16 protein-coding genes are annotated in these 14,992 nt (G+C 78.5%); 2 read left to right on the top strand and 14 right to left on the bottom strand.

The window, feature by feature from the left end; genetic code table 11:
• The 12 genes from V9U69_RS07605 to V9U69_RS07550 all read right to left on the bottom strand — a co-directional run.
• Window positions 1–2,203, bottom strand: a 2,203-nt coding sequence (locus tag V9U69_RS07605) for a chromosome segregation SMC family protein (protein WP_337060916.1), incomplete at its 3' end; no start/stop codon positions are given.
• Between the two features lie 58 nt (window positions 2,204–2,261).
• Window positions 2,262–2,576 carry an acylphosphatase gene (locus V9U69_RS07600; RefSeq protein WP_337060915.1) on the bottom strand — a complete coding sequence of 105 codons (315 nt, stop codon included), beginning with the start codon at window positions 2,574–2,576 and terminating at the stop codon, window positions 2,262–2,264.
• An 86-nt stretch (window positions 2,577–2,662) separates the two neighbouring features.
• Window positions 2,663–3,613 (bottom strand): bifunctional DNA-formamidopyrimidine glycosylase/DNA-(apurinic or apyrimidinic site) lyase, encoded by a 951-nt coding sequence (gene mutM, locus V9U69_RS07595; protein WP_337060914.1) that lies wholly within the window; start codon window positions 3,611–3,613, stop codon window positions 2,663–2,665.
• Window positions 3,614–3,620: 7 nt separating this feature from the next.
• On the bottom strand, window positions 3,621–4,370 hold the full coding sequence (gene rnc / locus V9U69_RS07590; RefSeq protein ID WP_442907663.1) for a ribonuclease III: 750 nt from the start codon (window positions 4,368–4,370) through the stop codon (window positions 3,621–3,623).
• A gap of 1 nt (window position 4,371) precedes the next feature.
• On the bottom strand, window positions 4,372–4,575 hold the full coding sequence (rpmF, locus tag V9U69_RS07585; RefSeq protein WP_242129534.1) for a 50S ribosomal protein L32: 204 nt from the start codon (window positions 4,573–4,575) through the stop codon (window positions 4,372–4,374).
• A 2-nt stretch (window positions 4,576–4,577) separates the two neighbouring features.
• Window positions 4,578–5,171 carry a YceD family protein gene (locus tag V9U69_RS07580; RefSeq protein WP_442907662.1) on the bottom strand — a complete coding sequence of 198 codons (594 nt, stop codon included), beginning with the start codon at window positions 5,169–5,171 and terminating at the stop codon, window positions 4,578–4,580.
• A gap of 198 nt (window positions 5,172–5,369) precedes the next feature.
• Window positions 5,370–5,915 (bottom strand): hypothetical protein, encoded by a 546-nt coding sequence (locus V9U69_RS07575; protein ID WP_337060908.1) that lies wholly within the window; start codon window positions 5,913–5,915, stop codon window positions 5,370–5,372.
• A 2-nt stretch (window positions 5,916–5,917) separates the two neighbouring features.
• Window positions 5,918–6,517, bottom strand: a complete 600-nt coding sequence (gene coaD, locus V9U69_RS07570; protein WP_337060906.1) for a pantetheine-phosphate adenylyltransferase — start codon at window positions 6,515–6,517, stop codon at window positions 5,918–5,920.
• Window positions 6,518–6,543: 26 nt separating this feature from the next.
• Window positions 6,544–7,101, bottom strand: a complete 558-nt coding sequence (gene rsmD / locus V9U69_RS07565) for a 16S rRNA (guanine(966)-N(2))-methyltransferase RsmD (protein WP_337060904.1) — start codon at window positions 7,099–7,101, stop codon at window positions 6,544–6,546.
• A gap of 31 nt (window positions 7,102–7,132) precedes the next feature.
• Window positions 7,133–8,791: a DUF6297 family protein gene (locus tag V9U69_RS07560; RefSeq protein ID WP_337060902.1), complete on the bottom strand. Its 1,659-nt coding sequence runs from the start codon at window positions 8,789–8,791 to the stop codon at window positions 7,133–7,135.
• Between the two features lie 20 nt (window positions 8,792–8,811).
• A complete protein-coding gene (locus V9U69_RS07555) occupies window positions 8,812–9,543 on the bottom strand; it encodes an ABC transporter ATP-binding protein (protein WP_337060901.1) in 732 nt (243 codons plus the stop codon).
• Complete coding sequence (locus tag V9U69_RS07550; RefSeq protein ID WP_337060899.1) at window positions 9,540–11,738, bottom strand: ATP-dependent DNA helicase RecG; 2,199 nt, start codon at window positions 11,736–11,738, stop codon at window positions 9,540–9,542. Before V9U69_RS07550 ends, V9U69_RS07555 begins: the two co-directional genes overlap by 4 nt.
• A gap of 196 nt (window positions 11,739–11,934) precedes the next feature.
• Here V9U69_RS07550 and rpmB point away from each other — a divergent pair, with 196 nt between their 5' ends.
• Complete coding sequence (gene rpmB / locus V9U69_RS07545) at window positions 11,935–12,120, top strand: 50S ribosomal protein L28 (protein ID WP_337060898.1); 186 nt, start codon at window positions 11,935–11,937, stop codon at window positions 12,118–12,120.
• 81 nt (window positions 12,121–12,201) lie between these two features.
• Here rpmB and V9U69_RS07540 read toward each other — a convergent pair whose 3' ends face one another.
• Window positions 12,202–13,170: a thiamine-phosphate kinase gene (locus tag V9U69_RS07540; RefSeq protein WP_337060897.1), complete on the bottom strand. Its 969-nt coding sequence runs from the start codon at window positions 13,168–13,170 to the stop codon at window positions 12,202–12,204.
• 86 nt (window positions 13,171–13,256) lie between these two features.
• Here V9U69_RS07540 and V9U69_RS07535 point away from each other — a divergent pair, with 86 nt between their 5' ends.
• Window positions 13,257–13,811, top strand: a complete 555-nt coding sequence (locus V9U69_RS07535) for a DUF3515 family protein (RefSeq protein ID WP_337060896.1) — start codon at window positions 13,257–13,259, stop codon at window positions 13,809–13,811.
• A gap of 10 nt (window positions 13,812–13,821) precedes the next feature.
• Here V9U69_RS07535 and V9U69_RS07530 read toward each other — a convergent pair whose 3' ends face one another.
• Window positions 13,822–14,955 (bottom strand): D-alanine--D-alanine ligase family protein, encoded by a 1,134-nt coding sequence (locus V9U69_RS07530; protein ID WP_337060895.1) that lies wholly within the window; start codon window positions 14,953–14,955, stop codon window positions 13,822–13,824.
• Window positions 14,956–14,992: the final 37 nt, after the last annotated feature.

Here is a 14,992-nt window from a genome sequence, read left to right as displayed (position 1 = left end):
CCTCCCCCCCCCCCACGGCGGCACCCAGCTGGGCGAGCTGCTCGGCGACGGCGTTCATCCGAGCGTCGTTCTCGTGCAGCCGCTCCAGGGCGGCCTCGACGCGGTCGGCGGCCTGCTCGCGGGTGTGCTGCGCGGCGGTGAGGGCGAACTGGGCGCGCTGCAGGCGGTGCTCGGCGCCCGCCAGGGCGTCGGCGGCCTCGTCGGCGGCGGCCTGCACCTGCAGCAGGCTGGGCGCGGAGGCGGAACCGCCGGCGGCGCGGTGGGCGGAGAGCACGTCGCCGTCGCGGGTGGCGGCCACGAGGTCCGGGCGGGCGGCGACCAGCTCGCGGGCGGCGGCGAGGTCGTCGACGACGACGACGTCGCCGAGCAGGCGGGCCAGGGCGCCGGACAGCTCGGCGGGGGCCTTCAGCAGCGCCAGGGCCGGCCGGGCACCGTCGGGCGCGTCGGCGGCCGCGGGGCCGGCCACGAGTGCGGGGGCGCCGGCGAGGACCATGCCGGCGCGACCGGCGTCCTCGGCGCGCAGGTGCTCGATCGCGGCGGCCGCCTGCTCGGGACCGGCCACGGCCACGGCGTCGGCAGCGGCGCCGAGCGCGGCGGCCACCGCCTGCTCCCAGCCGCTCTCCACCTCCAGCAGCGCGGCCACCGAGCCCAGCACGCCGGACAGGGCGGGCCCGGCCGCCAGCAGGGCGCCGGCGCCGTCGCCGCGGGTCAGGCCCAGCTCCAGGGCCTCCTTGCGCGCGGCCCAGCCGGCGCGCTCCTGAGCGGCGGCGCGCTCCTCGGCACGTGCGGCCTCGCAGGCGGCGTCGGCGGCCTCCAGGGCGGCCGCGGCCTCCTCGTGCTCGGCGTCCAGGCCCTCCTCGCCCTCCTCGACGCCGGCGACCCGGGTCTCCAGGGCGGCGAACTCGCCCTGCGCGTGCTCGCGGCGGCGTTCGGCGTCGGCCAGCGCGCCGGTCAGCCGCTCCAGCTCCGCCTCGGCGGCCTCCACCCGGCTGCGGGCGGCGGCGACCTGCCCGCCGAGGCGGGCCAGGCCCTCGCGCCGGTCGGCGGCGGCGCGCAGCGCGGCGGCCACCCGGCGGTCCTCCTCGGCGGCGGCCCGGTCGGCCTCGGCGCGCCGGGCGAGGACGTCGTCGAGGGCGGCGCGGTGCTCGGCGACCTGCCCCGTCAGCTCGGCCTCCTCGGCGCGCACGCGCGCGGCTGAGGCGGTCAGCTCCTCCGGGTCGCGCCGGCCGGTCTGCTCCTCCGGCTCGGCGGCCAGCAGCCGCAGCCGCTCGGCGGCCAGCGCCCGCGCGCCGCGCAGCCGCTCGGCCAGCGCCTGCAGGCGGTGGTGGGTGTCCACCGCGCGCGCGAGGTCGGGGGCGGCCGCGGCGGCCGCCGCCTCCGCGGCGCGCAACCGCCCGGTCGCCTCCGCCAGGTCGGCCTCCACGCGCTCCTGGCGCGCCCTCAGCGCCGCCTCGTCGGCCTCCTCGCGCTGCAGGGAGCTGACGGCCTGCACGAGGTCGTCCGCCAGCAGCCGCAGGCGCGCGTCGCGCAGGTCCGCCTGCACGACCTGCGCGCGGCGGGCGGCCTCGGCCTGCCGCCCCAGGGGCTTCAGCTGCCGGCGGATCTCGCTGACCAGGTCGGCGACGCGGGTGAGGTTGCCCTCCATGGCGCCGAGCTTGCGCAGCGCCTTCTCCTTGCGCCGGCGGTGCTTCAGGACGCCGGCGGCCTCCTCGACGAAGGCGCGCCGCTCCTCCGGGGAGGCGTGCAGCACGGCGTCGATCTGCCCCTGGCCGACGATGACGTGCATCTCGCGGCCGATGCCGGAGTCGCTGAGCAGCTCCTGCACGTCCAGCAAGCGGCACTGCGAGCCGTTGATCGCGTACTCGGAGCCGCCCGTGCGGAACATCGTCCGGGTGATCGTCACCTCGGCGTAGTCGATGGGCAGGGCGCCGTCGGTGTTGTCGATCGTGAGGCTGACCTCCGCGCGGCCCAGCGCCGCGCGCCCGGACGGGCCCGTGGTGCCGGCGAAGATGACGTCCTCCATCTTGCCGCCGCGCAGGCTCTTGGCGCTGTGCTCCCCCATCACCCAGGTCAGGGCGTCCACGACGTTGGACTTGCCCGAGCCGTTCGGGCCGACCACGCACGTGATGCCCGGTTCCAGCCGCAGCGTCGTCGCCGACGCGAACGACTTGAACCCCTTGAGGGTGAGGGTCTTCAGGTGCACGGACAGGGAGCCTAACTTCGCGCCGGGCCCCCACCGGGACGCCGCGCGGTCGGCGCGCTCAGCCGGTGGTGAAGCCGCTGACGCCGCGGGCGGCCGCGCGGTGGCCGACGACGGCGGTGACCTCCCCGGGGCGCTCGTGCGCGCTGGGCTGCTCGCCCAGGCGCTCCAGCAGCTCCTGCAGCCGCTCGGCCGGCCCCTCGGCGACGACCTCCACGCGCCCGTCGGCCTTGTTCACCGCCCGCCCGGACAGGCCGAGCTCGAGGGCCTGCGAGCGCGTCCACCAGCGGAAGCCGACGCCCTGGACCCGCCCGGAGACGAAGGCGGTCAGCCGCTCGGGCCGCGGTGCGGGGGCGGGTCCACCGGCGTCGTCCACGTCGCGCAGCGTAGGGACCTCGGCGGGGCCGGGCACACCGGTCGGCGGCGGGGGCCGCCGGGTGCCGGCGGGCCGGGCGGCGGTGCTCAGGGGCGCGCGCTGCGCGGCGCCGGCTGGCACGACGGGCAGGTGAACGACGAGCGGTTCATGAAGGCGTCGCGGCGCACCGGCGTCCCGCACCGCGGGCACGGCCGCCCCGCCTGCCCGTACACCGCCAGCGAGCGGTCGAAGTAGCCGCTGGCGCCGTTGACGTTGACGTAGAGGGCGTCGAAGCTCGTCCCGCCGGCGGCCAGCGCAGCCGTCATCACCTCGCGCAGCCCCGCCAGCAGCACTCCCACCTGCGCGGGCCGCAGCGACGCGGTGGGCCGGGCGTAGTGCAGCCGCGCGCGCCACAGGGCCTCGTCGGCGTAGATGTTGCCGACCCCGGAGATCAGCGCCTGGTCCAGCAGGGCGCGCTTGACGCCGGTGCTGCGCTCGCGCAGCCGCCGGGCGAAGGCGGCGTCGTCGAACGCGGGGTCCAGCGGGTCGCGGGCGATGTGCGTGACCGGCTGCGGCAGGAACGGCCCCCACGCGGCGTCCGGGTGCTCCCCCAGCCCGCCGGGCCCGCCGTCGGGCGTGGGCACCAGCGGCACGACGGCCAGGCCGCCGAAGGTGCGCTGGTCCACGAACCGCAGCTCCGTGCCGGCCGCGTCCGCCGGGACGGAGGAGCCGTCGAAGCGCCAGCGGGCGCGCAGGTGCTTCTCCTCCGGGGCGTCCTCGGCCTCCACGAGCAGCTGCCCGCTCATGCCCAGGTGCACCACCAGGGCCTCGTCGGCCTCACCCCGGGCGGGGTCCACCAGCGGTAGCCACAGGTACTTGCCGCGGCGCACCGCGTCGGCGAGGACGGCGCCCTCCAGCCGGGCGACGGCGTCGGCCGGGCCGGCGACGTGGCGGCGCGCCACCCGCGGGTGCAGCAGCTGCGCCTCGCGCACGCGGCGGCCGGCGACCCAGCGGGCCAGGCCGCGGCGCACCACCTCGACCTCGGGGAGCTCGGGCACGCCCCGATCAGCCCTGCGCGCGCACGGCGTGCGCGGCGCGGGCCTCCTGCAGCGCCTCGACCGCGGTGGCGGCGGCCCTCTGCTCCGCCTCCTTCTTGCTGCGGCCCTCGCCGTGGCCGAGCACCGAACCGCCGACGACCGCGTCGGCGCGGAAGCTCTTGGCGTGGTCGGGGCCGGAGTCGGTGATCGCGTAGGAGGGCACGCCCAGCCCGGCGGCAGCGGTCAGCTCCTGCAGCGCGGTCTTCCAGTCGGTGCCCGCACCGAGGCGCTCGGAGGACTCCAGCACGTCCGCCGTCAGGCGCAGCACGAACTCGCGCGCGGCCTCCAGGCCCACGGACAGGTACGCGGCACCGATGACGGCTTCCATCGTGTCGGCGAGGATGGAGGACTTGTCGCGGCCCCCGGTGGTCTCCTCGCCCTTGCCCAGGCGCACGTGGGCGCCGAGGTCCAGGCCGCGGGCGATGTCGGCCAGCGCGCGGGAGTTCACGACCGCGGCGCGCAGCTTCGCCAGGCGCCCCTCGGAGACGTCCGGGTGCCGGTGGTACAGGCGGTCGGTGACCACGAGGCCCAGCACGGAGTCCCCGAGGAACTCCAGCCGCTCGTTCGTCGGCAGACCGCCGTGCTCGTACGCGTACGAGCGGTGGGTCAGCGCCTGCACGAGCAGGCCGGCGTCGATGTCGACGCCGAGGGCGGCCCCCAGCCGGGCGACGTCGGCGACGTCGCCCGGCCGGGTGGCGCGGTCCTGTTGAGCGGTCAGCTCAGAGGTCCTTGACCTTGCGGCCCTTGTACTCCAGGTACAGGGGGGTGCCGGCGGAGTCGGTGACGACGCGCGCGGTGTGCGGGCGCGCGTAGGCCACCTGGCCGCGCTGCGTGGTGCGGGTCAGCGTCTCCTCGGACGCCTTCCACTGGGCGCGGCGCGACCGCGTGTTGCTGCGGGACATCTTCCGCTTCGGGACGGCCACGGTCAGCTCTTCTCTCTCGTGTCGGACGGGTTCTGGCCGGGCTGCTCCTCGAGCAGGCCCTGCAGGGCGGCCCACCGGGGGTCCGCCGGCTCTTCGGTGTCCTCGCCGCCGCCGAGCACGCGCTCGGAGACGCCGATCTCGTAGTCCTGCTGGCACGGGCCGTCGCACTCGGGCTGGAACGGCAGCTCCAGCACGATCGCGTCGCGCACCGCGGGCTCCAGGTCCACCAGCTCGCCGGCGGCGACCTCGCGGACCTCGTCGTCGTCCTCGGAGACCTCGGCGGGCCGCTTGCCGGGGTAGGCGAACAGCTCCTGGACCTCGACCTCGACGTCCTCGGCGACCTCGGTGAGGCAGCGCACGCACTCCCCCACCGCCCGGCCGCGGACGGTGCCGGAGACCAGCACGCCCTCCATGACGGCTTCGAGGCGCAGGTCCAGCTCGAGGTCGCTGCCCTCGGGGACGCCGATCACGGCGATGCCCAGGTCCGCCGGGGCCGGGACCGTGCGCCGCAGGGTGCGCATCGTGCCCGGGCGCCGACCCAGCTCGTGGGTCGACAGCACCAGCGGCGCGGCGGGGTCGAGACGACCCTCCTGCACCTTGACCACTCGCTCTGCCTCTCGCTGCGTTGGGAGCACCACTCGGCCCCGCCGCCCGTGGTCGTCCCCACCCGGCCGGCACGGGTGCCGGGGGTGGCCACGCTCACCAGCGTCGAGGCCGCGGTCAAGGGTAGCTGAGCCCGGGCCCGCGCAACGAATCCGCCCGCGCCCGGGCCCGCACGGGGGCCCGGGCGGCGCTCAGCCGTCCTGGCCGGGGCGCGGTGCGGGGTGGGCGCCCGCGGCCGCCCGGGCCTCGCCCTGCTCCTCGCGCGCCTGGGCGCCGGCCTCCTCCTGCTCGGGCGCGCGCACCTTCAGGCGGTCCCGGCCGCGGCGGGCCTGCTGCTGCAGGCGCTCCAGCTCCTCCTCGAAGTCGCCGAGCTTGCCGTCGCACCAGGCGTCGGCGTCCAGGCGCAGGCGCTTGGCCTCGTCGCGGGCGGTGGCCACGATGTGCTCGGCGCGCTCGCGCGCGGCGCGGGTGACCGCCTGCGACTCGGTCAGCTCCTCCGCCTCCGCGCGCGCCCGCGCCAGCACGCGCTCGGCCTCGCTGCGCGCCGACTCGAGGACCTCGTCGCGCTGGGCGAGCACGTCACCGGCCTGCTGGACCTCCGCGGGCAGCAGGCGCCGGACCTCCGCGACGAGCCGGAGCAGCTGCTCGCGGTCCACGACCACGGACGACGACAGGGGCACCGCGCGCGCCCCCGACACGAGCGCGGCGAGCTCGCCGAGCTTCTCGTGCACTTCCACGACTACCTGCCTCCAGAGGGTCCACCGGCCGCGCCTCGCGGCGGCCGGGGCTCATCCTCCCCCACCGGCTCGCGCAGGCGGCGCAGCAGCGCCGCGCGCACCACCGGCGGCACCAGGTCCGAGACGTCGCCGCCGTGGCGGGCGACCTCCTTCACCAGGCTGGAGGAGACGTGCTCGAGGCGGGGGTCGCCGACGAGGAAGAGGGTCTCCACGTCCGCCAGGTGCCGGTTCATCAGCGCCATCGGCAGCTCGTAGGCGTAGTCGGTGCCCCCGCGCAGGCCCTTGACGACGACGCGCGCCCCCAGGCGGCGGCAGTGGTCGACGAGGAGCCCCTCGCCGAACTCCTCCACCCGCACGCGCGCGGCCCGCTCCCCGCCGGCGGCCTCCAGGGCGGTGCGCACCAGCTCCACCCGCTCCGGGCCGCTGAACAACCCCCGCTTGGCGGGGTTGACGGCAACGCCGACGTGCACGACGTCGAAGACCTCGGCGGCGCGCAGCACCACGTCGAGGTGGCCGAGCGTCACCGGGTCGAAGCTGCCGGGGCACACGCAGCGGCGCAGCGGCGGGCCGGGGGGCTCGAACTCGGGCACGGTCTCGGGCACGCCCGCACGCTAGCGCCGCAGCGGTGTCAGGGGCGCACCACCCACACGCCCGTCTCCCCGTAGCGGCGCAGCCGGGCCGGCGGCCAGGACGCGGGCCAGCGGGGCTGCGGGCTGCGGGCCGAGCGCTCCACGACCACGGTGGCGCCGTCCGCCAGCAGCGGCTCCAGCGCCGTCAGCACGCCCGCCAGCGCGTCCTCGTCCACCGCGTAGGGCGGATCCACCAGCACCAGGTCCCAACCGCCGCCGGCGGCGGCGCGCGGCCCGGCCAGGAAGCGCTCGACGCGCTCGTGCTCCACCCGCACACCGGGCAGGCCCAGGGCGGTGGTGTTGGCGCGGGCCGTGCCCGCGGCGGTGCGCGCCGCCTCCACGAGCACGACCTCGCGCGCACCCCGGCTGGCGGCCTCCAGCCCCAGGGCGCCGGAACCGGCGTACAGGTCCAGCGCCCGGGCACCCTCCACCGCACCGGCGGCGTCCAGCGCCGAGAACAGCGCCTCGCGCACCCGCTCGCTGGTGGGGCGCGTGGTGTCCCCCGGCGGCACCTTCAGCCGCCGCCCCCCGGCCGTCCCGGCCACGATGCGCGTCACGGCGCCCCCTCCCCCGCGCGCGGCGCGCGCGTCACGACAGCCGCCGCGCGCGGTGCGCGGCGTAGGCCCAGCCGACGGCGACCGCCAGCGCGGTCACCACCAGCTGGCCGGTCAGCAGCTGCGGTGGCGCGGAGCGCGCCAGCAGCGCCAGCAGCACCGGCAGGGTGGCGACCGCCGCCAGGTCCGGCCCCGTCGTGACGGCCGCGGCGGCGCCGGGTGAGACCGGCCCGGCGGGCGTGGCGATCGCCGGGCGCGAGTGGTCCGGGTCCGGGCGCAGCGCCCCGCGCACCGCGGCCGCGGCCCAGCCGGGACCGGCCAGCGCCCCCAGCAGCGCCCAGGCGCCCCAGCCGGTCCCCGTCCCGGCGTGCACGAGGCCGCCGGTCGTCGCGGCCAGCGGCACGGCCACCGCGCCCCACAGCGCGCTCGCGGCCGCCACCGGCAGCCACCGCACCAGCACGAGCCGGCCCGCCGCGATCGGCAGTGCGCGCGCGGCGGCCGGGGCGAGCGCACTGCCGCGCACGGACTCGGCCAGCGTCGTGGCCGCCGCGTACCCGGCCGCCCACAACAGCACCGCGACCGCTCCGCGGTGGGCGGAGGTGCCGGCGGCCACGACGAACGGGACGAGCGCCAGCACCGCGGCCGTGACGAGGCGACGCGGCTGGCGGCGCAGCAGCCGCGCGTCCGCCGCGAGCACCGCGGTCGCGGGGCCGCGCACCCACGGAGCGCGGGCACCGGGCGGGCGGCGCCCCGGCGGCACGCGCCCCGGGCCGTCGGCGGCCAGCGCGCGGCCCAGCTCGCGCACGTCCACCTGCAGCACCGAGGACGTCAGGCGCTCCAGGCGCGCGGCGCCGCGCCGCAGCGAGGACGCGGGCGCACCGCCCACCGCGCGCAGGCCGCGGCGGCCGGCCGTCACCAGCACGAGAGCGGCCGCCGCCGCGGCGCAGGCACCGGGCAGCAGCAGCGCGGCCGGCGCCACGCCGCCCACCCCGAGGCCCGCGAGCGCCGAGGCGGCCAGCGCCACCACCAGCGCCGCAGCCGTCGCGTCCAGCGCGGTGGCCGCGCGCAGCAGGCCGTCGACGTCACCGCGCACCGCGGGCCCCAGCTGCAGCGCGTAGCCGGCGCAGGCCGTCGCCGCTCCCAGCGCGGCGGCGCCGGCGAGGGCGGGCAGGGCCGCCGCGGTGAGGCCCCCGGTGACACCGAGCGCCACCGAGACGGCCCACGCCACGACGACCGCCCCGGCGGCCGCGGCCACCAGGGCGCGGGTGCGCACCACGGGGCGCAGCAGCTGCTCGCGGGGCACCGGCAGGGGCGCCCACCAGGCGGTGCGCGCCGCGCCCAGGCTCACCGGTCCCAGCCGGCTGATCGCCGCCAGCGCCAGCAGCAGCACGCAGCACGCCAGCCCGGCGCACGTCAGCACCGCCGGCGCCTCGGGCGCCGGACCGGGACCGTCCTCGGTGGCGGCCAGCCCCCGCTGCAGCGCACCGCGCAGCGAGGAGCTGGCACCCAGGAGCAGCAGCGCGGCGATGCCGGCCTGCAGCAGGGCCGTGTAGGCGTCGGCGACGGTGGCGCGCAGTCCGCGCGCCGAGCGGGCCGGGGCCGCCTCACGCACCAGGTCGCGCCGGCCCGGCAGCGGTTCCCCGGCCGCGGGGCCCGGCAGCGGTGCTGCGGGCGAGCCCGCCGGAGGCCTCACGACGTCGCCACCGGACGGGCTCACCGGGCGGGATCCGTCACCAGGTGCGCCGCCTCGTCGGCGTCGACCACGCGGCAGGTGGACCCGCCGGACACGCCGCCGGGTCCGTCGTCCACGACGACGGCCCGGTCGGCCAGGCGGCGCAGCAGCACCACGTCGTGGGTGGCCACCAGCAGCGCCGTGCCGGCGTCGCGCTCGGCCGCCAGTCGTTCGGCGAGCGCTGCGCGACCGGGTGGGTCCAGGCGCTGCTCGGGCTCGTCGAGCAGCAGCAGCGCGCGCGGGCGCACCAGGGCGGCGGCCAGGAGGAGCCTGCGCTTCTGCCCGCTGGACAGCGACACCGGCAGCCGGTCGGCGGCGTCGGTGAGCCGCTGAGCGGCCAGCTCGGCGTCCACGACCGCTCCGGCGTCGCGCACGCCGTGCCCGCGGGCCACCAGCTCGAGGTGCTCGGCCACCGACAGCTCGGGGAACCAGGCGTCCTCGTCGAAGACGCACGCGACGTCGCGGCGGAAGGAGGCGGTGCGCTCGTCCACCGGCCGCCCGCGCAGGCGCACCGCGCCGTCCAGCGGCTCCAGCAGACCGGCGGCGGCCCGCAGCACCGTGGACTTCCCGGCGCCGTTGGCGCCCACCAGGCACACCGCCTCGCCGGGGCCGACCGCCACGTCGACCGGCGCGCACACCGGCTGCCCGTAGCCGACGACGAGGTGGTCCAGCTGGAGCAGCGCGGCGCCCTCGGCACCGGGGCGGCCGCTCACGCGCGCTCCAGGAAGCGCTCGGTCTCACCGCTGACGCGGTCCGCGACGGCGGCCGCGAGCGCCGGGTGGCGCTCCAGGGCGGGGTCGCCGGCGACGAGCGCGGTGGCGGCGGCGCGGGCGTCGGCGATGACGTCGGCGTCCTTGAGGACGCCGAGCAGGCGCAGGGACGAGCGGCGGCCGGACTGCGCGGCGCCGAGGACGTCGCCCTCGCGGCGCTGCTCGAGGTCCAGGCGGGCCAGCTCGAAGCCGTCGCGGGTGGCCACCAGGGCCGACAGGCGCTGCCCGGCCGGGGACGCCTCGGGGACCTCCGTCAGGAGCAGGCAGGTGCCGGGCAGGCCGCCGCGCCCGATGCGCCCGCGCAGCTGGTGCAGCTGGGAGACGCCGAAGCGGTCGGCGTCCACGACCACCATGACGCTGGCGCTGGGCACGTCCACGCCCACCTCGACGACGGTGGTGGACACGACCACGTCGACCTCGCCGGCGGCGAAGCGGCGCATCACGTCGTCCTTGTCGGCCGGGGCGAGCCGGCCGTGCAGGACCTCGGTGCGCAGGTGGGCGGTGGCCGGGTGGCGCCGGACGATCTCGACGACGTCGCTCACGGCCAGGGGCGGGCGACGCTTCTCGCCGTCGTCGGGCGGCGGCTCCTCCCCGCCGTCGGCGGGGTCCTTGCCCGCGTCGTCGCCGTCGATGCGCGCGCACACGACGTAGGCCTGCCGGCCGAGCGCCGCTTCCTCGGCCACCCGCTGCCAGACGCGGTCCACCCACGCCTCGTTCTGCAGCGGCACCGCGACGGTGGTCACCTCCGCCCGACCCGGGGGCAGCTCGTCGAGCACGGACGTCTCCAGGTCGCCGAAGACGGTCATGGCGACGGTGCGCGGGATGGGGGTGGCGGTCATGACGAGCAGGTGCGGGACGCTGGAGGCCTTGGCGCGCAGCGCGTCGCGCTGCTCGACGCCGAAGCGGTGCTGCTCGTCGACGACGACGAGGCCGAGGTCGGCGAAGGCGACGTGCTCCTGGAGCAGCGCGTGGGTGCCGATGACGATGCCCGCCTCGCCGCTCGCGGCGGCCAGGAGGGCCTCGCGGCGGGCGGCGGCGCCCATCGAGCCGGTCAGCAGCACGACGCGGGTGGCGAGCTCGTGCCCGCCGAGCAGGCCGCCGGCGGCCAGGTCGCCCAGGGCGGCGGTGGTGGAGCGCAGGTGCTGGGCGGCGAGGACCTCGGTGGGTGCCAGCAGCGCGGCCTGCCCGCCGCCGTCGACGACGGTGAGCATGGCCCGCAGCGCCACGAGGGTCTTGCCGGAGCCGACGTCGCCCTGCAGCAGCCGCTGCATGGGCCGCTCGCGGGCCAGGTCCGCGGCGATCTCCTCACCGACGCGCTGCTGGGCGCCGGTCAGCGGGAACGGCAGGCGGGCGTCGAACGCGGCGGCGAGGCCGCCGGGGCGGCGGGTGCGCGGCACGGCCCGCTCGCTGGCGGCGCCGGCGCGCCGCTGCGCGAGCGCGGTCTGCAGGACGAAGGCCTCCTCGTAGCGCAGCCGCCGCTGCCCGCGGGCGACGTCGGCGCGGTCGCGGGGGGTGTGCACGGCGCGCAGCGCCTCGAGGGGGTCCAGCAGCTCCGCCTCGGCGACGACCTCGGCCGGCAGGACGTCGGGCACCCGCCCGGTGGCTCCCAGGACCGTCTGCACGGCCTTGGCGATCTTCCAGCTGGGGGCCTTGCCGGTGGCCGGGTACAGCGGGATGGGCCGGTCGGCGAGCGCGGCGGCGTCCTCGGAGTCGTCGTCGAGGGGCTGGTAGTCGGGCCGGGCCAGCTGCCAGGAGCGGTTGAAGACCTCCACGCGCCCGGACGCCAGCACGGTGCGGCCCTCGCGCAGCTGGCGCTCGTGGTGGGCGAACTGCCGCACGCTGCGCGCGAAGAACGTCAGCCCCACGGTGTCGCGGCCGTCGCCGAGGGTGACCTGCAGCAGGGCGCCGTCGCGGTTGCGCATCCGGCGCGGCGGCTGCACCCGCACCACCTGCGCCACGATGGTGACGTCGTCGCCCGCGACCAGCTGCCGGATCGGCGTCAGCTGCCCGCGCTCGGCGTAGCGGCGCGGCAGGTGCCACAGCAGGTCGCGGACGGTCTCCAGGCCCAGCTCCTTGGCCAGCAGCGCCGCGGCGGGCGCCGTCAGCCGGCTGGACAGCGGTGCGTCCAGCTCGTCCACGCCGGAAGGCTACTGCCCGCCCCCGACGCCACCGCCGCGACGTCCCGCGGGCCGGCGGCGCGCGGCGACGACGCCGGTTCGCCCGCACGGCCACGGCTCGGCTATGGTTGACGGCGGTGTCCGGGCATCCCCGGCACCGGTCGACGCCCCACCGGGGTCGTCGCCCCTCCACCCCTCACGACCCCAGGAGTACCCCGTGGCTGCCAACTGCGACGTCTGCGCCAAGGGCCCTGGCTTCGGCAAGAGCGTCTCGCACTCGCACCGGCGCACCAACCGCATGTGGCTCCCGAACATCCAGCGGATCCGGGCCACGGTGAACGGTTCGCCGAAGCGGCTCAACGTGTGCACCTCCTGCCTGAAGGCGGGCAAGGTCACGCGCTGACCCTTCGCGCACAGCACGACCCCGAGGGGCCGGTCCACCAGGACCGGCCCCTCGGTGCGTTCCCGGGCGCTCCCGGTGCGCTCAGCGGTCGCGGAAGTGGTCCCAGCCCGTGCCGCCCGTCCGGGGCAGCCCGTCGACGAGGACGGAGCGTCCCCGCACGGCTCCGAGGACCTGCCCGACGACGCGGAAGCCGGCGGGTGGCCGCGCGTGCCGCGGGAAGCAGGCCAGCAGGCCGTGGTCCTCACCGCCGGTGAGCACCCACTCCTCCGCGGTGGCCCGCCCGGTGCCGGTGGCGGCCGCGAGCTCGGCGGCGGACTCCCCCAGCGCGGTGCCCGTCAGGTGCAGGTCGAGGACGGCGCCGCTGGCGGCGGCGATGCGCCCGGCGTCGCGCAGCAGCCCGTCGCTGACGTCCATGAGGGCGCTGGCCCCGGCGGACGCGGCGGCGGGGCCCAGCGCGGCGGGCGGCACGGGGCGGCGGTGGGCGGCGAGGAGGTCCTCCACGGCTGCCGGCCCGGCCAGGCGGCCGGCGCGCAGCAGGTCCAGCCCCGCGGCCGAGCGGCCGGGGCGGCCGGCGAGCGCCACGACGTCCCCCGGCCGGGCCCCGGAGCGCAGCACGGGGGGGCGGCCGCCGAGGTCGCCGAGGGCGGTGACGGCGACGACGACCTCGCAGGCTCCCGACAGGTCGCCGCCGACGACGACGGCGCCCAGGGCGCGGCACGCGTCGGCGACCCCGGCGGCGAAGTCCTCCACCCACGCCACCTCGAGCTCGCCGGGCAGCCCGAGGGCGATGAGCAGCCCGGTGCAGGTGGCGCCCATGGCGGCGACGTCGGCGACGTTCTGGGCGACCGCCTTCCAGCCGACGTCGGCGCCGGTGGACCAGTCGCGGCGGAAGTCGCGCCCCTCGACGAGCACGTCGGTGGTGGCGACCACCCGGGCGTCGGGGGCGGCCACCACGGCGGCGTCGTCGCCCGGTCCGAGCAGCGCCCGGGAGGGCAGGTGCGGCAGCACGCGCTCCAGCAGCTCGGCCTCGTCCAGGTCCGCGACCCGCACCGCTGTCCCCCGCCCTCGCCCGCGGCCGCGCGGTCGCGGCGGCCCCGCGCCACACCCGGCTGCGCGGCCCGGCCACACTAGCGGCGATGCCTCCCGCCGACCCGACGCCCCCGCCGTCCTCCGGCCCGACGCCCGCCGCCCCGGCACGCCGGTCCCCGTCCCCGGGCCGGCAGCGCGTGCGGGTGGCCGCCGCGGTGGCGGTGGTGGTGGGGGCGTCGGTGTGGGCGTTCACCTCCGGCAACGACGGCGTGGAGGCCGCCCCGGCGGCCGGGGACCCCGCCTGCGCGCGGCTGCTGCAGGAGCTGCCGGCCAGCCTGGAGGGGCTGGCGCGCGCCCCGCAGGGGGCTGCGGGGGTGGCGGTGTGGGGCGAGGAGCAGGTGGTGCTGCGCTGCGGGGCGGCGGTCATCGGCCCCACCACGAAGCCGTGCGTGCCGGTGGGGCCGGACGAGGCGAGCACCGTGGACTGGGTGCAGGACGCGGTCAGCGAGCGCGCCGTGCGCTTCCTGACCTACGGGCGCGACCCGGCGGTGGAGGTGACGGTGCGCTTCGGCGGGCGGCTGCGGGCGTCCGGCGCCAGCGCCCCGCTGGTGGACCTGGCGGCGCCGGTCTCGGCGATCCCGCAGACGCGGGCGTGCGTGTGAGGGAGGGCTCTCAGCGCAGGCCGGTGGGGCGGCGCAGCGCCAGCTGCAGCAGGTGGTCCACCAGCTCGGGGTAGGTGACGCCGGTCGCGGCCCACGCGCGCGGGAACATCGAGTGCGGCGTGAACCCGGGCATGGTGTTGATCTCGTTGACGACGATGCCGTCCTCGCCGCGCTCGACGTCCACGAAGAGGTCCACGCGGGCCAGGCCCTCGGCGCCCATCGCCTCGAAGACGCGGGCGGCGGTGCGGCGCACGGCCGCCTCCACGTCGGCGGGCAGGTCGGCCGGGCAGGTCAGGCGCACGCCGTCCGCGTCGAGGTACTTGGCCTCGAAGTCGTAGAAGGCGTGGTCGCCGACGACCTCGATCTCGCCGGGCACGCTGGTGCGCGGCGCACCGCCGTCGAGGTCCTCGAGCACGCCGCACTCCACCTCGCGGCCGGCGACGGCGGCCTCGACGACGACCTTGGGGTCGTGGGCGACGGCCTCGGCGACGGCGGCGGCGAGGCCGTCGGGCCCGTCGACCCGGGTGATGCCGATGCTGGAGCCGGCGCGGGCGGGCTTGACGAACACGGGGTAGCCGAGGGCGTCGACGGCGGCCCGGCAGGCGGCCTCGTCGGCGGCCCAGCGACGGGCGTGGAAGCTCGTCCACGGCCCGACGCGCAGGCCGGCGCCGGCCAGCAGCACCTTCATGGCCTGCTTGTCCATGCTGACGGCGGAGGCGAGCACCCCGGAGCCGACGTAGCGGGTGTCGGACAGCTCCAGCAGCCCCTGCAGGGTGCCGTCCTCGCCGAAGGGGCCGTGCAGCAGCGGCAGGACGACGTCGACGCGCTGGAGGGCGGCCACGCCGGCGGGCGGCTCGTCGAGGACCTGCAGGGCCCGCTCGGCGACCTCCTGGGCGAGGGCGACGCGGGTGCCGGCGGCGGGCACCTCGGGCAGCTTGCCGTCGGTCAGCTCGAACAGGGAGGGGTCGTCGGGCACGAGGACCCAGCGCCCGGCGCGGGTGATGCCCACGGGCACCACGTCGTAGCGCTCGCGGTCGATCGCGGCGAGCACGCCCGCCGCGGTCACGCAGCTGATGGCGTGCTCGGAGGAACGGCCGCCGAAGAGGACGGCGACGCGCGGCTTGGCGCTGACCTGGGTGCTCATCGGCGGGCACCCTACCGGCGGTGTGGTTGGGTGCGTG

It is taken from the genome of Kineococcus sp. G2, from assembly GCF_037154035.1.
Taxonomy (GTDB): domain Bacteria; phylum Actinomycetota; class Actinomycetes; order Actinomycetales; family Kineococcaceae; genus Kineococcus.
The sequence above is the reverse complement of the archived record's forward strand: the minus strand, read 5'-3'. Positions and strand labels throughout refer to the sequence as shown.